The 24,622-nt window shown below is 30.5% G+C and carries 21 protein-coding genes and 1 tRNA gene; 13 read left to right on the forward strand and 9 right to left on the reverse strand.

Going from position 1 to position 24,622, the window contains the following annotated elements; genetic code table 11:
- Positions 1–1,148: 1,148 nt before the first annotated feature.
- The 3 genes from PKN74_RS00005 to PKN74_RS00015 all read right to left on the reverse strand — a co-directional run bounded on the left by PKN74_RS00005 (position 1,149) and on the right by PKN74_RS00015 (position 3,742).
- A complete protein-coding gene (locus PKN74_RS00005; protein WP_472307305.1) occupies positions 1,149–1,562 on the reverse strand; it encodes a hypothetical protein in 414 nt (137 codons plus the stop codon).
- A 250-nt stretch (positions 1,563–1,812) separates the two neighbouring features.
- Entirely contained in the window at positions 1,813–2,322 is a 510-nt protein-coding gene (locus PKN74_RS00010; RefSeq protein WP_472307307.1) for a hypothetical protein, read from the reverse strand.
- Positions 2,323–2,509: 187 nt separating this feature from the next.
- Entirely contained in the window at positions 2,510–3,742 is a 1,233-nt protein-coding gene (locus PKN74_RS00015) for a hypothetical protein (RefSeq protein WP_472307309.1), read from the reverse strand.
- Between the two features lie 218 nt (positions 3,743–3,960).
- Here PKN74_RS00015 and PKN74_RS00020 point away from each other — a divergent pair, with 218 nt between their 5' ends.
- The 7 genes from PKN74_RS00020 to miaB all read left to right on the forward strand — a co-directional run bounded on the left by PKN74_RS00020 (position 3,961) and on the right by miaB (position 9,172).
- A complete protein-coding gene (locus PKN74_RS00020) occupies positions 3,961–4,434 on the forward strand; it encodes a hypothetical protein (RefSeq protein ID WP_472307311.1) in 474 nt (157 codons plus the stop codon).
- Between the two features lie 174 nt (positions 4,435–4,608).
- Positions 4,609–5,160 (forward strand): YceD family protein, encoded by a 552-nt coding sequence (locus tag PKN74_RS00025; RefSeq protein ID WP_472307313.1) that lies wholly within the window; start codon positions 4,609–4,611, stop codon positions 5,158–5,160.
- Between the two features lie 82 nt (positions 5,161–5,242).
- Positions 5,243–5,425 (forward strand): 50S ribosomal protein L32, encoded by a 183-nt coding sequence (gene rpmF, locus PKN74_RS00030; RefSeq protein ID WP_472307315.1) that lies wholly within the window; start codon positions 5,243–5,245, stop codon positions 5,423–5,425.
- A 3-nt stretch (positions 5,426–5,428) separates the two neighbouring features.
- Positions 5,429–6,409, forward strand: a complete 981-nt coding sequence (gene plsX, locus PKN74_RS00035; protein WP_472307317.1) for a phosphate acyltransferase PlsX — start codon at positions 5,429–5,431, stop codon at positions 6,407–6,409.
- A gap of 29 nt (positions 6,410–6,438) precedes the next feature.
- Positions 6,439–6,792 (forward strand): ribosome silencing factor, encoded by a 354-nt coding sequence (gene rsfS / locus PKN74_RS00040; RefSeq protein WP_472307319.1) that lies wholly within the window; start codon positions 6,439–6,441, stop codon positions 6,790–6,792.
- Between the two features lie 132 nt (positions 6,793–6,924).
- On the forward strand, positions 6,925–7,773 hold the full coding sequence (rpsB, locus tag PKN74_RS00045) for a 30S ribosomal protein S2 (RefSeq protein ID WP_472307321.1): 849 nt from the start codon (positions 6,925–6,927) through the stop codon (positions 7,771–7,773).
- Positions 7,774–7,858: 85 nt separating this feature from the next.
- Positions 7,859–9,172, forward strand: a complete 1,314-nt coding sequence (gene miaB, locus PKN74_RS00050; RefSeq protein WP_472307323.1) for a tRNA (N6-isopentenyl adenosine(37)-C2)-methylthiotransferase MiaB — start codon at positions 7,859–7,861, stop codon at positions 9,170–9,172.
- Between the two features lie 59 nt (positions 9,173–9,231).
- Here miaB and PKN74_RS00055 read toward each other — a convergent pair whose 3' ends face one another.
- Genes PKN74_RS00055 through PKN74_RS00065 form a run of 3 tightly spaced genes read right to left on the reverse strand, consistent with a single transcriptional unit; the run spans position 9,232 to position 13,491 of the window.
- Entirely contained in the window at positions 9,232–11,250 is a 2,019-nt protein-coding gene (locus tag PKN74_RS00055; protein ID WP_472307325.1) for an ABC transporter ATP-binding protein, read from the reverse strand.
- Positions 11,247–12,977, reverse strand: coding sequence for an ABC transporter ATP-binding protein (locus tag PKN74_RS00060; protein WP_472307327.1), 1,731 nt, complete (start codon positions 12,975–12,977; stop codon positions 11,247–11,249). The genes PKN74_RS00055 and PKN74_RS00060 overlap by 4 nt, the downstream gene beginning before the upstream one ends.
- Positions 12,978–12,981: 4 nt before the next feature.
- Positions 12,982–13,491 (reverse strand): MarR family winged helix-turn-helix transcriptional regulator, encoded by a 510-nt coding sequence (locus PKN74_RS00065; protein WP_472307329.1) that lies wholly within the window; start codon positions 13,489–13,491, stop codon positions 12,982–12,984.
- Positions 13,492–14,184: 693 nt separating this feature from the next.
- Between PKN74_RS00065 and PKN74_RS00070 the strand changes: the two genes are divergently transcribed.
- The 6 genes from PKN74_RS00070 (at position 14,185) to PKN74_RS00095 (ending at position 22,516) form a co-directional block, all read left to right on the forward strand.
- The gene (locus tag PKN74_RS00070) at positions 14,185–16,839 is read left to right on the forward strand and encodes an O-antigen ligase family protein (protein WP_472307331.1); all 2,655 of its coding nucleotides are present in this window, start codon (positions 14,185–14,187) and stop codon (positions 16,837–16,839) included.
- Entirely contained in the window at positions 16,836–17,087 is a 252-nt protein-coding gene (locus PKN74_RS00075) for a hypothetical protein (RefSeq protein ID WP_472307333.1), read from the forward strand. Before PKN74_RS00070 ends, PKN74_RS00075 begins: the two co-directional genes overlap by 4 nt.
- Before the next feature lie 14 nt (positions 17,088–17,101).
- A complete protein-coding gene (recG, locus tag PKN74_RS00080) occupies positions 17,102–19,447 on the forward strand; it encodes an ATP-dependent DNA helicase RecG (protein ID WP_472307335.1) in 2,346 nt (781 codons plus the stop codon).
- Between the two features lie 23 nt (positions 19,448–19,470).
- Complete coding sequence (gene lgt, locus PKN74_RS00085; protein ID WP_472307337.1) at positions 19,471–20,373, forward strand: prolipoprotein diacylglyceryl transferase; 903 nt, start codon at positions 19,471–19,473, stop codon at positions 20,371–20,373.
- 20 nt (positions 20,374–20,393) lie between these two features.
- Positions 20,394–21,218 (forward strand): hypothetical protein, encoded by an 825-nt coding sequence (locus tag PKN74_RS00090; RefSeq protein ID WP_472307339.1) that lies wholly within the window; start codon positions 20,394–20,396, stop codon positions 21,216–21,218.
- Between the two features lie 95 nt (positions 21,219–21,313).
- Positions 21,314–22,516, forward strand: coding sequence for an alkaline phosphatase (locus PKN74_RS00095; protein WP_472307341.1), 1,203 nt, complete (start codon positions 21,314–21,316; stop codon positions 22,514–22,516).
- A gap of 209 nt (positions 22,517–22,725) precedes the next feature.
- Here PKN74_RS00095 and rsmD read toward each other — a convergent pair whose 3' ends face one another.
- The 3 genes from rsmD to PKN74_RS00110 form a co-directional block, all read right to left on the reverse strand.
- Positions 22,726–23,283 (reverse strand): 16S rRNA (guanine(966)-N(2))-methyltransferase RsmD, encoded by a 558-nt coding sequence (gene rsmD, locus PKN74_RS00100; protein WP_472307343.1) that lies wholly within the window; start codon positions 23,281–23,283, stop codon positions 22,726–22,728.
- Between the two features lie 69 nt (positions 23,284–23,352).
- Positions 23,353–23,428, reverse strand: a tRNA-Gly gene (locus PKN74_RS00105).
- Between the two features lie 33 nt (positions 23,429–23,461).
- Positions 23,462–24,607 carry a tetratricopeptide repeat protein gene (locus PKN74_RS00110; protein ID WP_472307345.1) on the reverse strand — a complete coding sequence of 382 codons (1,146 nt, stop codon included), beginning with the start codon at positions 24,605–24,607 and terminating at the stop codon, positions 23,462–23,464.
- Positions 24,608–24,622 lie beyond the last annotated feature (15 nt).

Here is a 24,622-nt window from a genome sequence, read left to right on the forward strand (position 1 = left end):
TTTACTTAAATGTGTGATTTTCAAATATTCTGGAATTTCTAAATAGATTGGAACATTTGCACTTTGAGATATAGCAAATGACATAGTGGTTATTAAAATGATACTCATAACGACTAATATCTTACCTTTAAATTTTCGCATCAATATCTCTCCGCCCTCTTATTTAGTTCTTGTCTTTATTGTACTCTTCATAATAAAAAATTAATAATTAAAAATTATAGTTTTATAAAAATTCGGCTTATATTACAAGAGATCATATAAATTTCAATAAATTATAAAAAATTACAAAAACAAAATTATGTTGTAATTTTTACCATTTATGATTTTTATAAATACAGGTTTTAATCGTCTACTTCTTTTCAGAAATAAGATATTTAGATTATTTAAAGAAAATTTTATTGCATTTTTTATTTATATTTAGAAAATATTTTAAATTGTTTCTAATTTTGAAACTATTACTTCAATACTTCCTACTTGTTCTTATCTGTCATTTCAATTTCAAAATATAACTTTTGTTTGCTAATATTTGCAATTTTTATGAATTTAGGAACAGTTAAATATATTCCTGCCTCTACACTATGAGAAATAAAGTAATTAAAAAATTAGGGAAGAAGAAAATAGAAAGGATTAAGATGCAGAAAGAGTAATATACACATTTCCTATATGTATATCATTACTGACAGTCATTACTCCCTCTGAAAAAGAAGCAGAATTTTATCCCTTTGTTCATTCCATAAATCAGCAAAGTCTACTTTTAATTCGATGTCATAGGAACAGTTACTGAATTTTTCAAATTGACTCCAATTAGAGTATAAGAAAAAGTTTGACAGACAACAGAGTTACACTCATTTCAGAGAAAAAACCAAGAAAAACACAACACTAAAAAAATATAAAAGTATTTTTTGTAGTTGAGGCAGAAATTCACCTTCCAGTTAACGTAAGCAAATATTGAAGTAAATAAAGACAGGTAATACTTTGATCAGAGAATTTCTTTCATAAAGAAAGTCAAGAAAGTCGCATAGAGTAGTTTCCCAAAATTAATTTAAGAAAAATGAAATATTGAATAAAAATTTGCCCCTTCAAGTTAATTTTAACACTTTTGGGGGCAAATTCTTAACTTTTTATTATTATTTATTTTTACAAAAAACTTATAGTGAACTTATTGTAAAAACAACATCAGCAATTTTTGTAGCTGGATCAACTTTGCCATACATTAAATGATCAATCACATTTATTTTTGCAGTCACAACGAAATTATTCTTGCCCGTCTTATAAGGTGTAGTTTGCGGGTCGGGTAGCGTTACTTGGATTAAGCTACCCCAGTGTGACTGACCTGCAGCATATGTAACTGATGAACTGAGAGTGTAAGCAACATTCGCTTCAACTACTAATGTAACAGTATCTTGTACCTCAACATCTGGATATAAAGGATCAAAAACTAAATCAAATTGTCCATCATCATCCGGATGAGTTGAAATTCTTACAAATTCTGGAACATTCAAATAAACTGGAACAGTTACATCACTCGTTACTGCAAACACTGAAACCGCTAAAATCATCATCAAAACAACCATACTTAAAACTTTTTTCATAACCTTAACCCCCCTCAAAAATTTTATTTTTATTTTATATTTTTTTAATATTTATTCTTAATTATAAAAGTCAAACTAAAAACTCAATAATTACAAATAAAAACTTAATCAAAATTGTGTTACAATTTTATATGCCTCAAACTGGTCCTGCAACCGTTATTGTAATATCTCCGATTTTATTATCTACCTTATGACTTAACTTTTATATTTAGAAAATATTTTAAATTGTTTCTAATTTTGAAACAATTACTTCGATACTTCCTACTTGCCCTTCAAACTGTGGATATCTACTCTCTACGGATTTAGTCATATCCATCTCAAAAATAAGTTTATATCTTTCAATACCTTTGTTTCTTTCCGCGATACGATTTTCTTTCGCATCTACTATCAATTGATTAGTTAGGTCAGTTATATATGAATCATATGTATCTTGCACTAACTTTTTTACATTTTCATTCAAATCATCTATTGTTTTAAATTCAAGTAGTAACGAATAATCTACATTTGCATAAACATCAAAAAAAAGATTATCCTCAAAAATAAGGTCATTATCTGTCATTTCAATTTCAAAATATAATTTTTCTTTGCTAATATTTGTAATTTTTATGAATTCAGGAATAGTTAAGTATATTCCTACCTCCACATTGTGAGAAACTTGGCCCCAACATAGACTTAAATTAATCGTTAAAATAAATAAAAGTCCAATGATTGTGCTTTTAAGTAATTGCATTCTTATCCCCCACAAAACTTTTTCTTTAATATCATAAGAGGTTTGGTATTAGAAGTTTTTGCAACATTATGCTGTATTATATCAACATTAAAAAAAAGATGATGAATATTAATGAAATTTAAATAAAAATAAAAACTTTAAAATAAAAAAAATAATTAAACAATTAATGAAGGAAAAATAGAGAGGATTAAGTTGCAGAAAGAGTAATATAAACGTTTCCTATTTGAACATCATTATCGACAGTCAAAACGCTATCTTGAAAAAGAGACAAAATCTGTTCTTTATTTTGATTCCATAAATCAGCAAAGTTTGCTTTTAATTGAATATTGAATGAATACTGTCCATTACTAACAGGAATCGTTTGCTCGTTTATCAAAAATATGTAATTGTGTAATAAATTATATTCATTAAATATTTCCAGATTCAAATTAATATTAAATGATGGGATACTAGAAGTTATAGTTACAGGTACAATAGAAGTATAACCATTTTCTGGATTTGCAGGATTAAAAAACAAGTGAAAACTTCCACCAATAACAATATCTATTGAAGGAGCTGGTAAAAGATAATAAACTGGTACAGCTAGATAATAATAATAACCTCCTTCCATCGGAATTGAAACAACTGCATCTGCAACATGTAAACCTTCTTGTGGACAACCTGCATCAAAATACATTTTTTGTAATTTATCTCCATATTTATTATAATGATTTTCAATATTTGTACCAACTTCAACTTGCACATTAAAAATTGTAGAGTCGCCTGAAAAATAAACGTCTTGAGTCCCGGTTAACTTTAATTCATCACTTAAAAATTCAAATTCTTGGTTAGATGGTTCTAAATGTACTCCGAATTTTAATGGAGGCAAATGGTTGAAGGTAATTGTAACAGTTGAAGTTTCATATTTCCACCAAATGGAGTTAGTTTCACCATTATATAATGGGATAAAGTCAAAAACAATTTCTCCTTCAGAAGTAATATCTTCAATATTGTATTTTGGAACAGTGAATACAAGATCGTAATACGCTATTTCAAGACCATTAGTTTTCTTTAGCCTAACTTGGCCCACGGTTATACTTTGTCCTTCAAGTAGAAGAATTTTTTGAAAATTCGCTTCCCATAATGCACGCTTTTGTAGACCTAGTTGAATTACAAAACTACTATTGTCATAATAGTATTGATTTATTAAATATTGTTCATTTATATTATTATCATAACAAAACAGATTATAGTTATCATTTAAATATAGATGTGAAGTTAAATTAGACTGTGCATTTTTAAGAGTTATTATACATGAATCATAATTTATATCTTTTTGGTCAAATACAAACTCAATATCTCCTAAATATCCAGAATAGTTTTGTGCAAATGAAGTTATTGCCGAAAATATAAATAAGATTGCGCAAATTGTTTTCTTCATAATATTAACTCCTTCTATCTTTTTTAAAATACCATTACCAACTAATTATACCTTAAGTTCTAATCAATTTATAAATTCATTATACACATTCTCAATAAAAAATCAATAAGATTTTTAAAAGACGCTTAGAATAAGTGTTTTATTTTTTTAATAGAGTTGACTTTTTTATTTTATCATGATATAATTTTATTGATAATTTATTAGGGTGTGATTTTTTAATGAAAAAGTTTAATTTTGTAATATTAAGTATAATTTCTTTGTTATTGATAAGTGGTTTATCTTTCACACAAGTATCTGACAGTGTGTCTATTCCTGTTTTTATAAGCATTCCAAGTTATGCCAGTATCGAAGTAGAAGCTGAAAGACTAGATTATGTTTTAGATTTATCTGATCCTCAAAATACGCAGAAGAAAGTTCGTGTAAAGGTTATTGCTAACTCGTCCAATCAAGTAGACGTTGAATTCATTTCTAGTGTTGAAAATCCAATCCTTTCTGAATTTTTAGTTGGGAGCTTCATATATAATTTGAATTCAAACGTATCAAACTCCGGAATAGTTGAAAAAGTTGTATCTGTTGGCTTTAACTTCCAAAATAAGTTGCAAAATGATTCTGAGGTAGAAAATGAGCTTTTGAAACTTGGGGAGTTCAACGAAAAGATAGGAACTGTTGTTTTTACTGTGTCTACAATATAAAATTAAAAAATTAAATATGAAGAAAATATTTTAGATTTAAGAAAGGCAGAAAATACTGCCTTTCTTTTCTTATAATTTTGTTATAATTGAAGATAGTGAATGATAAAATTTAACAAATTATTCTTTTTCAGTAAACTTTTATAAAGTAAAATATTCATCGTAGAGGTGAGGTAAATGTTTAACGAAGAATTAAAAAGTAGTCAATTAGTTATAGAATATGAAAAATTTGAAAAAATCTTTGAAAGAAGAGTAATCATAAGGAACTGGAAAGAAATAGAATTACCTTCTGAAAATTCAAGAATACTATCACCGATAGACGTGTTTTTCTTGCTAGAAAAGCGAGACAACCAAGTGTATGTTAGTGGAAAAGTGGAAACATTATTACAACTACACTGTTCAAGATGCTTAAAACCTATAGAATACTGGGTTGAAGAAAACTTTGACTGTATATATATTGACAGAAGATATGAAAGATTTTTATCGAAAACAAAACAGTTAAAATCTCTTGAAAATATAATCTACTACGATAATTCATTAATTGATTTGACAAATAGGGTAATTGAAGCTATAATATTAGCAGTACCAGAGATTCCTCTCTGTAAAGAAGATTGTAAAGGATTGTGTCAAATCTGTGGCGCTGATTTAAACGAAAATCCAAATCACACTTGTGAAACTGAAGAAATTGATCCACGATTGTTACCATTAAAAAACTTGCTAGAGAAGTAATTATCTTGAATTAAAGAATAGGCGATTACAATTCGTCTTAAATAATTAAACCGTTATTTATAAACCAAAGGAGGAACTATTCATGGCCGTACCAAAACAAAAATCATCTCGAAGCAGAACACACTCAAGAAAGGCAAAGTATTATTCTGCATATAAAATTAATGTAGTAAAATGTCAAAAATGTGGCGAGCCTAAGTTGCCACACAGAGTTTGTTTAAACTGCGGTTATTATAAAGATAAACAAATCTTAGAAATAGGGGAGTAATAAATGTCTAAGGTAAAAATAGGGGTAGACGCTTATGGAGGAGACAATGCGCCCAAAGCTGTGGTTGAGGGCGCACTGTCTGCTTTAAAAAACAATTATTTATCCCGTGATGAATTAGCTTTAGTAGGAAATGAGTTACCAAATGATCTATTAAAATCTTTAGAAGGTGTAGAGATTATTCCCGCAAAAAAATTGGTAACCAACGAAACTAAGCCTACCGAAGTTTTAAAACTTGAAGATTCTTCGATGTACATTGGATGTAAATATCTAAAAGAAAAAAAACTAGATGCTTTTGTTAGCGCAGGTAATACAGGTGCACTTTTAGCAAGCGGAACTTTTGTCGCTGGCAGGTTAGAAGGAATTAAAAGACCTGCTTTAGTTTTAGCTCTTCCTTCGAAATCCGACAAACCAAAAATATTGGTAGATGCTGGAGCAAATGCTGAAGTAAAGGCTGAACATTTTTATGACTTTGCTAGAGAAGGAATAGCGTACGCTAAATTTTTGAATATTGAAAACCCTCGTGTTGCCATTTTAAATATCGGCTCAGAAGAAGAAAAAGGTAACACTTTAATAAAAGATGCTTATAGTCTTCTAAAAAGTCATACAAACTTAAATTTTGTGGGATTCGTTGAAGCTAGAGAAATTTTTGATGATACTTGTGATGTAGTTGTAACAGATGGTTTCACAGGAAACAATGTTCTGAAAACGATCGAAGGAACTGCTTACTTTATTCTTCACGAATTAAAAGCCATTATTAAAAAAGGTGGATTGTTCACAAAGTTGGGAGCTCTATTTTTAAAAAGTCCTCTCAAAACATTGATGGAAAAAATTGATTATAGGAGCTATGGAGGAACGTTTTTTTTAGGTATTAATGGAATTCTTGTTAAAGCTCATGGATCTTCTGATGCAGAAGCGATTTCTAATGCTATTTACGTCGCTACCAAAGCTGCTAGATTTGATTTGCTTTCAAATATCGAATTGTAAATTAAAAATACAGTGGAGGTGTTAGCTGTTTGTTAAAATCAGAAGTGTTTGAATCTGTAAAAAGTATTGTTGGATTGTTGGATGAAAAAGAGGGCATGGATATTTCCGTAATTGATATGGAAGACTCTGAAATTATGGTTGATTATTTTGTCATAGTTACCGGAAATTCCGATATCCATATGGCAGCCTTAAGAGATGAAGTAGTTAAATATTTAAAAGAGGAGAATATTCCTATTCTTTCTTATGATAAAAGTAAGGGATTTGATTGGATGATAGTTGATGCAGGCACTTTTATAGTTCATATTTTCTCTCAGGAAGGCCGAAGTTTTTATGATCTTGAAAGTTTATGGGGAGAACAAAAGAAGATAGAAAATATTATTTAGATTTTATTATATGCAAACACTCACAGTTTTCGCTCTTCACCTCGGTGCCCGCTACATAATTAATAGTTAGGGTCGGTGTAAGGAGAAGACTGGAGGTTTAAAACCAAATCAAAACATTCGGAGGTGTTTTATTTGTCAGTAGTTAGCATGAAACAGTTGTTGGAGGCTGGAGCACATTTTGGCCATAGAACGAGAAGATGGAACCCAAAGATGCAACCATACATTTTTGCAGAAAGAAAAGGCATACACATAATCGATCTGCAAAAAACCTTGAAAGGAATTGATGAAGCGTACGATTTTTTAAAAAATGCCGTAATGGAGAGAAAAAGAGTTTTGTTTGTTGGAACAAAAAAACAGGCTCAACAAATTGTTGCGGATGAAGCGAGAAGATGCGGAGAATTCTATGTAAATAACAGATGGCTTGGAGGTTTACTAACTAATTTTAAAACTATCAAAAGAAGGATTGACAAATTAGAAGAATTATCTGAATATGTAGAAAGTGAAGAATTTTCTAGACTTCCAAAGAAAGAACAAGCAAACATTAGAAGAAATTTAGAGAAATTGGAAAAGAACTTAGGCGGTTTAAGAGGAATGAATAAATTACCGGGCGTTCTTTTTATAGTTGACCCAAAAAAAGAAGAGATCGCCGTTAAAGAAGCAAATATGCTAAAAATCCCTATAATAGCGATGGTTGATACCAACTGTGATCCTGATGTTATAGATTATGTTATACCTTCTAATGATGATGCAATAAGAGCTATAATGTTAATTACTTCAAAGATGGCTGATGCAATAATTGAGGCACAAGAAGGAAGAATAGATGTTCTAGAAGAAGTTGAACGTGAGGAAAGGCCGGAATTAGATGAACATATAATAGAAAAATTAAAAGCGGAAGAAAAATATGAAAAGTTTATTGAAGAAGTCGAAGAAGAGGAAGAAATAGAGATTCCGGATGAAGATGAAGAAGAAGACACATTTTGATTAAACTAAAATTGTTGAATATTTAATATAGTAAAATCGATTAATAGTCGGGGGATTTTCCCCCGATTTTTTTGGAGTGATATACATGAAATTTTACATTAGAACTTTTGGTTGTCAAATGAACTTGAATGAAAGCGAAATTATGGCAGGGCTTTTAACCGAGGACGGCTTTGAATGGACAGAAAATCCAGAAGAAGCTGATATTATAATAATTAACAGTTGTTCTGTGAGAGAAAAAGCTGAAAATAAACTTTATGGAGCTATAGGAGGATACGGAAAATTTAAAGAAAAAAATAAAAATCTAATAATAGGAATAGGTGGATGTTCTGCAGAGAAAGAGAGAGAAAACCTCCTAAATAGATTTAAAAACATCGATTTTGTATTTGGAACAAGAAATGTTATAGACATTCCCAATCTAGTAAAACGCGCATTGGGTGGAGAAAGATTCGCCGATTTTAGCGACAAGTTAGATGAAGTCAACTACATCATTCCAAAACGACCTTTTAGTAAGCATCATGCTTGGATAACCGTCATATATGGTTGCAATAAATATTGTACATATTGTATTGTTCCATATACTCGAGGATTCGAAAAAAGCAGACCGATAGACGATGTTATTAATGAAGTAAAAGAGTATGCAGAAAAAGGATATAAAGAAGTTACATTTTTAGGGCAGAATGTAGATTCCTATGGAAAGGATTTTGGAGATAAAAAACCAAAGTTAGATTTATTAATTCAAAAATCTGCACAATTTGATTCAATAAAAAGAATATGGTTTATGACCTCATATCCAACAGATATTACCGATTCTTTAATTGAAACCATAGCTAATGAAGAAAAAGCAGCTAAATATGTCCATTTACCGGTTCAATCAGGTAGCAATAGAATATTAAAATCAATGAATAGAAGATATACTAAAGAACAATTTATTGATCTAGTGAACAAAATAAAAAAGGAAGTACCTGAAGTTACAATAAGCAGCGATATCATAACAGGTTTCCCTTCAGAGACGGAGCAAGATTTTGAGGAAACTGTGGATTTAATTAAAAAATGTAGATTCGAAAGAATTAATATTGCAGAGTATTCCCCACGAGAAGGTACAATTGCGTACAAATATTTTAAAGACGACGTACCAAAACGTATTAAAAACAAACGATTACAACATATAATGGAAATTCAAAAAAAGATTAATCTAGAAGAAAATAAAAAATATCTTGGAGAAATATTGACAATAATTCAAGAGGGGAAAGCTGGAAAAGACAATACTTATATGGGTAGAACGATTAACAATAAATTAGTTATATATAAAAGTCAAGATCAATTAAATGGTCAGTTTTTGAACATAAAAATAAACAAAATATCTCCTGGACCCTTGTATGGTGAAATTGTAGAAGTTTAAAATAGTAATTAAAAAATTGGGAGCTTGTTAGCTCCCAATTTTTTCTATTTAAAGTACTATTAGCTCATTATTTGAACATCATCTGCTGAAGAAGATAATTCTTTTTCTAATTCTGTACCTATAAACTGGCTCATATACAGATCATAGTAAAATCCTTTTTTCTTAATAAGTTCTTCGTGATTACCTTGTTCAACTATTCTTCCATGATTCATTACAACTATTACATCCGCATTTCTTATTGTAGATAGTCTATGAGCAATAACAAAACTAGTCCTTCCTTCCATAAGGTTATTCATGGCTTCTTGTATTAATATCTCAGTTCTGGTATCAACCGAACTAGTAGCTTCATCTAGAATGAGCAGTGGAGGATTGGCTAGGAATGCCCTTGCTATTGTTATTAATTGACGTTGACCTTGAGATAAATTAGAAGCATCTTCATCAATTACTGTATCATAGCCATCAGGCAAAGTCCTTATAAAATAATCAACATAGGCTGCCTGTGCTGCTCTTATGATTTCCTCGTCAGTGGCTCCTTCTTTACCATAGGCAATATTCTCCTTTATGGTTCCTCTAAATAACCAGGTATCCTGAAGAACCATACCAAAGTTCTTTCTCAAGTCGGCCCTTCTCATTTGCCTAATGTCGACACCATCTAAGGTTATTCTACCTGCATCAACATCATAGAACCGCATGAGTAAGTTTACTAAAGTAGTTTTACCTGCACCTGTCGGACCAACAATAGCTACTTTCTGTCCTGGAAGTGCTTCAAGATTTAAATTTTCAATTAAAGGCTTTTGAGGATCATAACTAAAATACACATTCTCAAATCTTACATGTCCTTTCACTTTTTCTAATACAACAGGATTTTCAGGATCTGGTATTTCTTCTTCTTCATCGAGTAATTCAAAAACTCTTTCTGCAGATGCAACAGTTGATTGTAAAACGTTAATAATACTTGATGTTTGAATGATAGGCATTGTAAACTGTCTTGAGTATTGAATAAAGGCTTGGACATCACCTAGTGTCATCATTCCTCTAGTTACACGTAATCCTCCTACAACACTTATTATAACGTAACTAAGATTATTGATCAATCCTATAAAAGGCCTTATTAAGCTTGAAACAAACTGAGCTTTGAATGTTGCTTCGCGTAATCTTTCGTTTTCATCATCAAACTCTTTTTGCATATCTTCATGTTTATTAAAAGCTTTAATAACGTTGAACCCCGTATAAGATTCTTCAACATGACCATTAAGTTGTCCGGTACTATCCCATTGAATTTCAAATTGCTTTTGAGATCGTTTTATAACAAACAACGTCACGAGTAAAGCCAGTGGAATTACGATCAATGCTATAAGAGTTAAAAGCGGACTAATCGTGAGCATCATAATCAATACCCCAACTACTGTGACACTTGCAGTTATTAATTGGACCAAGGTTTGCTGTAAAGTATGCCCAATATTGTCAATGTCGTTAGTTACCCTACTTAGAAGGTCACCATGTGGATGACTGTCATAATACTTTAAAGGTAAACGAGCTAGTTTAGCATCCACTTCTTTTCTGAGATTGTAAACTGTTTTTTGAGCAACACCAGCCATTATATATTGTTGCAACCAACTAAAAAAAGCTGATAATGAATATATACCTAATAATGTCAGCAAAATCTTCGCTAATTTGTTGAAGTCCACCCCTCTACCTGGCACTATATCCATAGGGCCAAGCATTTCAGCAATTTGTTCTCTTCCCGAAAATTTCAAAAACTGAATCGCTTGTTCTTTTGTCATGTTGGGAGGCATCATTTTACCTATTACTCCCTCAAAAAGAACGTTTGTTGCTTTCCCAAGCATCTTAGGACCGATAATCATAAAAACAGTGCTTGCAACTGCAAATAATATTACTATAATCAGTGGAACTAATTGTGGTTTCAAGTAACCTAACAATCTTTTTAATGATCCCATAAAATTTTTTGGTTTTACACCAGCTGCACGCCTGCCTCCACGACCTCCTCCCGCACCAAGGCGTACAGGTTTTTTACCTTCGTCCTTCTTTTTATCTATTTGTTGGTTTGTCTGACTCATGCTGTTTCCTCCTTCGGAATCTGAGAGTAAACAATTTCTTGATAAACTTCACAAGTCTTTAACAACTCTTGGTGAGTCCCTATTCCTACGATAGTACCTTTATCACTTAGAACTATAATTTGGTCTGCAGTAAGGACTGTACTCACTTTCTGAGCAACTATTATGACTGTAGCGTCTTTCGTTTCATCTTTTAAAGCTGTTCGCACTTTTGCTTCAGTCCTATTATCTAATGCAGAAAAACTATCATCAAAAATATATATTTTTGGCCTTTTCACAATTGCCCTGGCAATACATAAACGCTGTCTTTGACCTCCCGAAAAATTGGTCCCACCTTGATCAACTGGTGCTTTAAGCTTTTCGGGCAATCTGCTGACGAAATTCTTTGCCTGAGCAATTTCAAGTGCGCGCCACATTTCTTCCTCAGTTGCATCTTTTTTACCAAATCTTAAATTACTTTCTATTGTGCCACTGAATAAATAGGACTTTTGTGGAACCAATCCTATCATGTCCCTAACTTCTACAAGTGGCATTTCTCTGATATCAACACCGTCTATCTCTATTGTTCCTTCTGTTACATCGTAGAATCTTGGAATTAAATGCACCAACGTACTCTTTCCGCTTCCAGTACTACCAACGATGGCGGTTGTTTGTCCAGGCAAAGCTGTAAAAGATATATTTGACAGAACCGGTGCTTCAGCATCAGGATACTGAAAAGAAACATTTTTAAAAGTAACCATTCCTTTTTTCTCAGGGGGTATTATAGGATTTTCAGGATCTTTAACAGACGGTTCCGTGTGTAATATTTCGTTTATACGCTCAGCAGAAGCTTCAGCACGTGGGAGCATTATAAACATAGTCATCGCCATCATGATCGATATCAAAATTTCCATAACGTATGTTAAAAAGGCGGTTAAATTACCTATAGGCATTGCACCACTATCAATACGAATTCCGCCAAACCAGGTGATAGCGATAGAAGTTACGTTCATAGCGAGCATAATTAGCGGTATTCCAAGAGCCATTATTCTATTAACTTTTAAAGCTGTTTGGGTAAGATCTTTGTTAGCTTCATCAAATCTTCTTACTTCATAATCTTCTTTAACAAAAGCTCTAATAACCCTAACTCCGGTTAATTTTTCTCGAAGTACTTGGTTAACTTTATCAACTTTTATTTGTAATTGTTTAAAAAGAGGTACGGTTTTTCGTACCAAGAAAAAGACTATTACTCCTATTACTGGAACTACAATTATGATTGATAATGAAAGAACTACATCTTGTTGAATAGCCATTATCATTCCACCAATGGACATTATTGGAGCCATTATCATGATATTTAGCATTGTCAAAATAAACATTTGAATTTGGTGAACATCGTTTGTATTTCTTGTAACTAGTGAAGCTGTTCCAAATCTGTCAAAGTCTTGTTTAGAAAAGCTGAGAACTTTATAGTATAATTCTCTTCGTAGATCTCTAGAATATGATGTAGCAACTTTTGAACTAAAATAAGAGGCTGTAATAGCAGCGCCTGCTAGTAAGAGTGCAATCAATAGCATTTTTCCACCAGTACGAACTATGTAATTTATATCGCCTTTTGCAATACCGTTGTTTATGATATCTGCATTCAAATTAGGCAAATATAAGTTGGCTACCGCTTGCACAACAAGCAACAGTACAGCTATTATTATCTCTTTGTAGTACGGTTTTAAATATTTAAGTAAGTGCTTCACTATTTCAACTCCTTTCTATTCTTTCTAAATATTTTATGATATTAGTTGAAACTTGGTTAAGATACTTTTTAAAGCAGGATAAGTCATCATAACTCATTCCTTCAAATTCCCAATTAATGATATCTATAAAAGTGTCTTTTATATCTTTTAAAATTTTTTCCCCCTCTTCTGATAAATAAATTCTTAAGGTACGTTTATCTTTTGTGTCCCTTTTACGCTCTATCAATCCTTTCTTTTCTAAATTTCTTAAAATCTTTGAAACGGTCGGAGTAGCTACATACATTTGTTCTGCTATGCTTTTTTGATTTGTACCAGGATTAAGCCCTACATACCATAAACAAAAGGCTTGACCCGGATAAAGATAAATATGTTTCTGAGTCAATAGTACAAAATTTAATTGGTTATGTAATTTTATAGTCAGAAATAATTCCTTACTAACTTCCCACTTGAGTTCCTTTAGATCATTAAGATCTTTTATAGTATTCTTTTCTTCTGTGGAGAAATCATGGTTCATCTTTACCCTCCTAAAAAATTTCGTTTAGGCATTTTAGAATTTCTGAAACTTAATTTCCATCAATGTTTCAAATCTTAATTTTTTCCAAAATATATACTTGATCAGAGACGACCACAATTTTTCAAGCTGTAGAGACGACCTACAGGGGCGTTTCCAAGGTTTTGACATACATATTGCACCTTTCTACAATTCTGATGAATTGCTTAGCCTATTAAATTGTAAATGAAATGTTCGTCTGTAAACCTAATAACTATTTTTTAAAAATTTAAATCAAAAAATAGTTAGCAAGCTAACTATTTATTATTTTAAACCAAAAATTCTAAAATGTCAAATCGTAACTAAAAATATTCATTTCTATAAAATAGATTCAATAAAAAGGTAAAGATCAAAGTTTGGTAAATATTTGGTATAATATAAAAGTTTATAAACAAAGCTTCTGAGAGTAATATCTATTTTTATTTTGGTCAAAATGCCGAACTTAATAGAAGTTTTGGTTTTTCTCTGGTTATCAGAATGTTCCCTTACTTAATCTTTTTCTGTGCAATGGAGTAAATAAGTGAATTCATCATAAATTAGCAAGAATTAGGCCATTTCTTAGAAGATCTTTAGTAAAAAGACTTCAATTTACAGAGCTTCTTGAAATCTATAAATTTTTAAATATAAGATTTTAAATATAAGCGGGGAGGATCAGAATTGAAAGATATCTCAAAAGAAAAAATTAATTTACCAAATGACATCATACTAATGATACTTTTGTTTCTTTTGATTCCTTTCTTAATGATCCCAAAATTTGTATATGAATACTCTACTCAAAAACATTTTGTTTTTTCTATATTTTTGTTTATTATTTTATTTTATTATTTGGTCAAATATTATTCCATATCTTTCGAACTTAAATACTCATCAGCACATGTATTCCTGTTTATGTTTTGTATATCTGCGTTTTTATCATTGATTTCTGTTTATCTAGAAAATAAATACTATTTAAGTACTTCAGCTGGAACCGCCTTTTACCTGGCCTTAATAGTATTATTTTCATATTTAGTTTCCTCAAGGTTTGGTGAAAACTTTAAATTTATAGAAATTGGTCTTTTCATGTTTACAATAACTGGTACCATTATTGCTTTTGATGGACTTTTAAATAAGTTTTTGGGTTTCGATTTATTCTTTGGTCAGTACGGTGATCCTTCTCGAAGGATCACGCTGCGCACCACGATAGGCAATCCTAATTTTGTATCTGATTATTTAGCTCAACTGTTACCGATTTCTATCTATTTTACCTTAAGAAAAGATACAAAAATATACACTAGGATATTTTCTTTAGGAAATGTTTTTCTAATGTTCTGGGTGATTTTACTTACTCAAACTCGAACAATATACTTTGCCACTTTTATAGGATTAGTATTTTCAATTATTAGTTTTCTTATTTCGAACAAGAAAGACTCTTTAAAATCATATGCAAAAACAAAAGAATTTAAGATATGGACATTATTGGTTTTCAGTGTTATTTTATTTTTAATCGTAATGTTTAGTTTTGAAACTCCTTTCAGTAAAGGAGGAAAAGTGACCGCAACAGAAAGGTTAGCAGCTTTGACCTCTGTTTCTTCATGGAACGATAGGATCTTGTCATGGCTTTCCGCAGTAAAGCAATTTAACGATAAAAATCATAGAAACCATTTTTTTATAGGTAGCGGAATTAACACATATTCTGTTTATTCGCTTCATTACCTTGCACAGGTTCAAGAAGGGAATCCTGAGAGGTTTTTGTCTGCCTGGTGTAATTTTAAAAGTGCTCATAATGATTATCTTCAAGTTTTAGGTGAAACTGGTATATTTGGCTTTCTTTCAATAATAATGATGATCTTAAGTCTTGTATTTATTTATTTTAAGGTACTAAAACATGAACAAGATAATGATAATAAAAATTTACTTTTTCCTTTGTTTGGTTGGTCAGCTGTAGTAATGATCATACATGCTTTCACAGAATTTGCATTTCATCTTCAACCTAATATTACCTTAAGCGTTTTTATTCTATCAGTTGCAGTATCCGAACAATTCAATCCAAAAATTAAATCTTTAAAGATTAAGAAAAGTTATGTATTTGTTATTTTGATGTTAGTAGTAGCTTTAGTTTCGTGTTATTTTAAATTTAGTGAATCATTATCGGAAGCATACTATGTTGTTGCAAATTCTCATTACAATGAGATGCTTTTGTCTTTGGATGTTTCTCAAAATCAAGTCCCCAATATATTAACTCAACTTGAAATTCAAAAAAATATTCAGCAAAATCAACTACGTAATTATCCTTTTAATTCCACCGAATACAACAAAATAACCCAAAATATTGCAAAAATTGAATCTGAAATAAAAAAGTATCAAGAAATCAAAGCAAATTATGAAAATAAATTACTTCAAAGCTATGAACAATCATTCAATTACTTTCTCAAATCGTTAAGTAAGAATCGTAATTATGGAAGATCAGCTTTTTATTTAGCTCAGTTATTTCCATCCGATGTTCGTTTGAACAATCTAAGATATGAAGATCTTCCAAAAATTTTTAGCTCAGAACTTGATGAATACAAATTTATGATTTCAAAATTCGAAGGCACTATAGATTTAATGCCTTTTCCTGACGATGTCTTGAGGGATACGGTGGAGATTATCTACAAAGATAGTACTACTGACATCAATGACAGCGCGAAATCTTTAATTCTTAGGATCCAGACCTTTTATGATATGATAAACCAATTAGAATATTCTTTTATATCATTCAATGAAAAAAATGCCTACAGACTTATAGGAAAAATGTATTACAATATCGTAGTTCTATCCGAACAATTAAAAGGATTCATTCCATCTGACAGCCATATACTCCCAAATGTTGAAAAACTTCAATTAGAAGCGTATAACAACTTCCATCATTGGATGCAACAAACAATTTACATTATTCCAGGAGGCTGGAACAATATTCCTGAGTGGGAAAATATATATTTCGAATACCTCTTGCTTACCGCAGAGTGTTTAGATATATACCCTGAAAATGAGGTTATAGAAAAAATAATAGAGATTACTCAAAAAGATGGAACGGCAAATTATTATATGGCAAAAAAATTTCGCGGAATTCCAGATGATTCGTTAACTCTTTTGTCTGAAATTTATCTAACCTTAAGTGAGAGAGACACTAAACTTCGGTTAGTTGAGGCGGTTGTTGAAAATTATCAAAGAGTTTATCAATATTACAATCAGCTAAAAAATGAGAATTCTCAAACTTATTTAATGTATCAACAAAGGATAGACAGTTTTTTAAACGAATACGAATTTTTTCAGAGAAGAAGTGTTTTGTTATGAATAAAGTAATGGTTTTTTTGCTATTCTTTTCTTTAAGTTGGTTTTTAATTGTTTATTCTGTTTATTTAAAAGTTAAATCATATGGAGAAGCTTTGGAAGGTAATCTAAAGGATTTTTATATTGGGAATTCTTCTTTAGCAAAAATACAACCTTTTATAAAAGAAGGAAAGATTAAAGAAATAACTCTCAATGGCTATAAAATGTATAAAAAAGATGGTAAAATATTAATAGAAAAAATTAAAGACTGAATAGGAGTTTAAAAATGATTGAAGAAATTCTTGATTCCTTTGAATATATTATTCTTCTAAAAGAAAAAAAGGTAAAAACTTGGGAAGATATCTTCCCAAGTTTTTATAGCATTGCGAAAAATAATATAAAAGAGATAAAAGAAAACGGCCTTTTTGAAGACATTAAAAAATTGCTAAGTTATGCAAACGCACTCCAAGCATTCGATGAAAACCAACGTCAAAAGATACTCGAAAACATAAAAAAGTATATAGTATTAATAAAAGAAAGGTTTTTAATCGATGAAATAAATGATTCACCAGAAAAAAAACTCAGTTTATTTACTGACATAAAATATATAAAAAATGTTGGACCCAAAAGAGCTGAATTATTAAGAAAAATGGGGATTGAATCTCTAAACGATTTTTTTTATTTCCCTCCTAGAGACTACGAAGATAGAAGAAAAGTTACAAAAATTTTCAACGCTAAAGATGGTGATAAAGTTGTTATTATTGGTAAAATTGTTAATTATGAAGAAGTAAAAGTAAACAAAGATCTTACAATCCTGAACTATTCAGTAGAAGACGACACAGGTGTTATTAGGGTAACTTTTTTTAATCGGACTTACCTAAAAAAATATTTATCGAAAGGTACATTAGCAGCTTTTTATGGAAAGATTGAGTATTCTTTCGGGTTGAAGCAAATGAATTCACCTGATTTTCAAGTGTTAAATTCAACAGAAGATTTTAAGAAAGAAATATTGCCTGTTTATCCTTTAACTTCTGGATTAACTCAAAATTCTATGAGAAATATTTCAAGAGAAGTTATCAAACAAACCTTTTTTCTAGAAGAGTTCTTACCAAACGAATTTATTGAAGAATTCAATTTATTGACTTTAAAGAAGCGTCTAAAAGGGCTGCATTTTCCCTTAAGTTTCTACCATAAAGATAGGGCAATCTATTCTTTAAAGTATGAAGAAGCTATACTTTTCGAACTAGCTATTATTTATGTTAAATTAAAATTGAAAGAAAATAAAAAAACTGAAGGTAAACAAATTAAAGGAGAATTATCTCAAAAATTTATTGATATACTAGATTTTGAATTAACAGATGCTCAAAAAAGATGCTATGAAGAGATTAAAAATGATTTGATTTCTTATTATCCTATGAATAGGCTTTTACAGGGAGATGTTGGTTCTGGTAAAACTGTTGTTTCTGAATTAGCAGTAATCGATGTATGCGAAGCCGGTTATCAATCAGCTATTATGGTACCAACTTCCGTTTTAGCAAAACAACAATTCAATAGAATATCTAAAGATTTAGAACCTTTAGGATTAATAACCGAGCTATTAATAGGGGAGACGAAAGAAAATGACAAACTGGCAATCAAAGAAAGATTAAAAAATGGAGAAATTGATGTAATAATAGGTACTCATGCGCTTATCCAGGAAGATGTGGAATTTAAAAAACTGGGATTTGTAGTTATAGATGAACAACAAAGATTTGGAGTTAATCAGAGACTTCAGTTGATAAAAAAAGGTAACCAACCTGATATTCTAGTCATGACAGCTACACCTATTCCAAGAACTTTGGCAATGACTTTCTATGGAGATATGGATGTTAGTATTTTAGATGAGATGCCAAAAGGAAGAAGACCTATTAAAACTTATTTAGTTCCTGATTCAAATATTGAAAGCGTTTATAAATTCGTAAAGCAAGAATTATCACAAAATAACCAGGCTTTTTTCATTTATCCATTAGTTGAAGAATCTGAAGCTTTGGACTTAAAAAACGCTACAGAAATGTATGAGAAATTAACTGAAGTTTTTAAAGAATACAAAGTTGGACTTTTGCACGGTAAACTGCCCTCCACAGAAAAAAATGAAATTATGGACAAATTTATGAAAAAAGAATATAATATATTAGTTGCTACATCTGTAGTAGAGGTAGGTATAGACGTTCCCAACGCTACAGTGATGGTGATTGAACATCCTGATAGATTCGGATTATCTCAGCTACACCAATTAAGGGGAAGGGTAGGTAGAGGGAAAAAACAATCTTATTGCTTTCTAATCTTAGACAAAAAAATAAACCAAGAAACTAGGCAAAAATTATCTGCTTTTTCTAAAACAAATGATGGCTTCAAGGTAGCAGAAATAGATTTAAAATGGAGGGGACCAGGTAAATTCTTTGGAGTAGAGCAACATGGAATACCTGAATTTAAATTTTTAGATTTAGTAGAAGATTTTTCTATAATAGAACAATCAAGAAGAATGGTAGAGCAATTTTTAGTGGTACCAGATGAACTTAAAAAGTTAGAAAGATTAAAAAGTGAATTAAAAATTAGATATGGTGATTCTATAGAACTAATCAATGTTTTATAAATTTTTACTATAAAGGTGATTCTATGAAAAAAGATAAAGTTTTTTTCAATGTTCTTTGGATTTCATTAGCTGCTTTTTTCTTAGTTTGTATAACAATTTTACCAAAAAGTTTTTCGGGTGAATGGTATGTTGATCCTGTCCTTATCAAAATTGGATCTCTAGAAATAAGATGGTACGGTTTGTTAATAGCTATCGCTATCCTTTTAGCAACATATATTGGTGAAAGAGAGGCCAAAAGAGAAAATATTAGTGAAGATGATTTTTTTATCGCTCTTTCATTGGGTATAATATTTGGAATTATAGGGTCGAGATTGTATTATGTTGTCTTTAACTTTTCGTACTTCTCTCATAACTTGAGAGATATTTTTAAAATTTGGGAGGGTGGACTAGCAATACATGGGGCAATCTTAGCTGCTTTCTTGGTTGTCTTTCTATATAGCCACTTCAAAAAGAATTGTACTTTTACGTTTCTCCAGGGTTTGGATTTATTTACATTTGTGCTGCCTCTGTCTCAATCAATTGGAAGATGGGGGAATTTTTTTAATCACGAGGCCTATGGGCGTCCTACAAGCCTCCCCTGGAAAATGTACGTAGCTCCAGAGCACAGAATGCCGGAATATCAAAATTATGAATTTTTTCATCCTACTTTTTTGTATGAATCTTTTTGGGATCTAATTGTTTTTTTAATTCTTTTTTATTATATAAGGAATAAAAGAGAAAATTACGGCGAAGTTACTGCTCTATACTTAATACTTTATTCGGTAGGGCGTATCCCAATTGAACTATTAAGAATAGACAGTTTATATATTGGAAACTTCAGAGTAGCTGTTATACTAAGTATGTTATTAATCATCATAGGTGTTTTTATGTTCATTTCTCTGAGAAGGAAATCTCTTAAACAGGACAAAAAGAAATCGACAATATAAGCTTTAGAAAGAGTGTAAATATGCAATCTAATGTTTTTAAAACTAGATATCTTTTATTTTTCATATTTTTTTCTTTGATAATTTTCTTTTTATTTTTTCCAATAACTTTTACTTTAGAAAAAAAAGGACAAATTATAATATTTTCATCAGGATACACAAACATTTTGTTATTTGACGAACTATCTTTTGATTTTAATAATAACAAATTCTTTTTCTATTACAAATTGCCTTATCATGATATACAAATCTTAAATATAATCAATAGTCCTTTAAGGATGCAAAAAGGAGAAAACTTGATTCAAAAACAAAACAGAAAATCATCTGCAATGGTATTTTATAAGGATTCTCATAATTTATTCAAATTTGATAATTATTATTACAATAGAAAATGGCTTGAAGCTAAAGTAAAAGACGTATCTAGCTTTTTACACAACATTGGACCAATTGAAGAAAAAGTATACATTTTGCATTTAGAAATGTACAGATCATTTCAAATTTTACCAAATGTCTATATAATAAGTTCTTTTAAGGATTTGGCTCACGAATTGTCTCATTACTTTTTTGGATATCAAGTTAAAGCTGATGCTAACAGTACTTGGCATGAATTGCTATGTGAAGTTAACTCTGTGCTTTTTCTTAGATCTTTTTCAAGATATAGATATTTAAAAGAGTTAGAACTTAAAACTGTTGGATTTTACTATGAACCTTACGGGAAGAGTGTAATTAATTTTCTCGAATATTTCAACTATGACCAAGAAAGAATTTTTGAATTGGAAAGGTTTATATTAAAAAACTACAAGTCTCTTGATGATAAAGAATTTGAAAATATAATAAAAAAGTTTTGATTTAATCGTGTAGAAACGTGCAACCTGCGCGTCTAAAACAGGAGACACCCATGTGGGTGGTCTCTACAACCAGAAAACATTGGGAGAGGATATCCGTGAAAAAGATATTAACTTTTGTTGTCTTTATTTTGATTTTTGTTTTTTCATTTTCTTACAAATTTATTTTTCTTTTCATTGCAGATGGCATGGGACTTCCTCATTTGCAATTAGCAAATATGTATAAAGAAAGCACAACTAATAGAGGTTTGAATGTTTTCAAATTACCTTATTTTTCAATTGTTGAAACATCTTCTCTAAATGGAGTTACTGATTCTGCAGCGGCTATAACAGCCATTTTATCAGGCGAAAAAACTTATAATAATAGAATAAATAAAGACTCATTGGGGGCTAACCTCTCTCCAATTACATATCAACTTAAAGAAAAAGGCTATAAAATTGGCGTTATATCAACAAATACACTTGTAGATGCAACACCTGCAGGGGCATATGCATTTGTTGATGAAAGAACTAGCAGAAACGAAATAGTGGGGTATCTCTTACAAAGTAATTTTGATTTATTTATTGGTGGAGGAAAAGCTTACTTCAACAAACAAGAGGCTGAAAAATATGGGTATCAATATTCTGAAACCTTAAAAAATGGTCCATACATAGGAAAAGAATTAATTGTACTATATTATGGCAATTTTCCTTTTCTCACTGACAATGAAGATAGGGTTCCTTTGGCGGATACTTTATCTTATGCGATAAAGAAATTTGGAAATGATCAGTTTTTTATTATTATAGAAGGAGGAAGAATAGATCATGCTGCTCATGCACATGATACAATTTCTCTCATAAAAGAAATTATAGATTTTGATGATTCTGTAAAAGTGGCTTTAGATTTTTTAAAACAACATCCCAATGATACACTAATCATTGTCACAGCAGACCATGCTACTGGAGGCCTAACCTTAGGGAACGGTTTCATATCCCTAAATAAAATTAAAAATTATGGTTTCTCTTATGAAAAATTTGTAGATATTCTGAACACCACCGACAACTACGAAGATTTTTCAAAAAGGCTAAATTTAAATGTTGATTTGAAAAATTACTTTTATATTTCTAAAAGCTCTTCAAAGACTCTTTCCTACCAATCTGAGATTGTGAAATACTATTACGATTATTTAAACAACCTTGCAGGTATAAATTGGAGTAGCTTTGGTCATACGATAGATTATGTGCCTCTATTCTCAAATATTTCACGAAATGTTTATTTTATAAAAAATAATGAGATTTTCTCTGTTTTTGAGATTTTTTGAAATAAACTGATCTAGTTTGCTATAACTAAGATTATATGAAATTATTTGCCTGACATTAGACTTTGAGAAAAAAATTTCATGATGTATAATCTAAATACAGAACACTTTTGTAGGTTACCCTCCCTCCTGGAGTGTTCTGTCCCCGGAAGAATTCATTTTCAAATTTTGGCCCGTTTTTAAAGAAGACGGGCCTTTTTTATTTTTCAAACTCACTCCACTTTTATTCTTTGAAGAATTAATAACTCAACATCTCCATAATCTCTTGTTTCTACAAGAGTTAAGTTTTCAAAGGCACCAATAAAATTTTCATTCTTGGCTTTTTCGATTATGATATATCCTTCTTCTTCTAAAATATAAAAGTTTTTATCTAATAGCTTTAAAAGTTCGTCTATATAGCCCAAATTAAACGGAGGATCAGCAAAGATGAAATCGAATCTTTCTGAGCTTAACTTTGAAAAAACCTTCCTATAATCGCTTTTTATTACTCTTATATTTTTTAATACGTGTAAAGTTTTTGCGTTTTCTAAGATAGACTTTACTGATTTTGAAGATATATCAACTAAAACACTTTTTTGCGCCCCGTTACTTAAAGCTTCAAATGAAAATATCCCGCTACCAGCAAATAACTCTAAAATAATAGCTCCGTTGAAATCAAACATATTCATTAATGCTTGCCTTAACATAGAAGTTGTGTATCTCGTTTTTGGATCGTTAACTGTCTCTATATACTTATTTTTGAATTTTCCTGTTTCAATTTTTAAACTCATTTAAACCACCTTTCCTACGAAAAAAAGGAGCCTTTTATTTAAGCTCCTTTTTCTCTTTGTTGAGAATAATGGAGCGGATGACGGGATTCGAACCCGCGACCCTCAGCTTGGGAAGCTGATGCTCTTCCGGCTGAGCTACATCCGCAAATCTTTTCTTCTATATTATAGCAAAATAAATTTAAAAATCAATGTTTTGATTCTTTAATTTTTCATAGTTTGTTTCATTAAACAATAAATTAAAAAACTCTTCTAAATCGTTTTTGTTAGCTTTTTGTTGTTCTTTGCGAATATTTTCTTTAAATGTTATGATGTCATGCCGATCATATTTCTTTAGGAACAATTCCTTTTGTTTAGTATTCATAATAAGGTTAAATTTACTCCTTGTTTCCTCATCAGGTTGAATAAATCCTTTAACCTCTTGATATTCTTTTTCAACTTTCTGTGTCTCTTTTTTTTCACGACTTGTTAAACTTTTTTCAACATCCAGAACTTCTTCTTCTTTTAATTCGAACAATAACATTTCTATATCGCTAACGTTTGCTGTATGTAGCAACTCTTGCAACGTATCCTCTATTTCTTTTTGAAGTCGATCAATTTCGCTCAATTCTTCTCTTTCTTTTTCTCTAGACGATTGAGCAGAGCCGGATTCTGGGTCCAAATCTATATTTAGCAATTTAAGTAAATTTTTGGATCCTTTCAAAATTTGTTTTACAGATTCTTCTTCAAATTCATTTAAAGTTTTAATTTTAACCTTCGTAGGCTGGATTTCTTCCATTTTACTAGATAAGTTATCAATAGGAGTTTGGTTTTTATATATTTTTAAAGGCTTTTTATATCTTCTCAACCATAAAAAAGTCAAAACTGCAGTTAGACAAGTTATTGAAAAGATAATAATTTCAACAACTAAAAATAATGAAAAACTTATGTCTTCTTCTCTTTTTTCTATAACAGTACTTTCTTGTTGCTCACTTGCAGGCACTTTTACAATTTGTCGATCATTCTCCATATCAATTGTTTCGAGAATTTCAAGAATTTGATCAACATAAACATTCCCTCGAAAATTTTCCAGGTATACCCCAGCAATTCTATAATTTTTGTTTTGAAAGGCCGATAGCCCTAAATACATTTTGATTTCAGGAATTTCGCTTTCCAATGTTGGAGATAACTCTAAGGCTCTTTGAAAGCAAATTTCAGCCATTTCGTAATTACCATTTCTATAATACTTCAACCCATTGAAATAGTATTCCTTCGCTATTTCATAATTTTGGGCTTGAGCAAAAGTTAATATTAAAATAAACATGAAAGAAAGTATTAATCTTTTCATCATATACTCCATTAT

The organism is Defluviitoga sp. (assembly GCF_035349255.1).
Lineage (GTDB): Bacteria > Thermotogota > Thermotogae > Petrotogales > Petrotogaceae > Defluviitoga.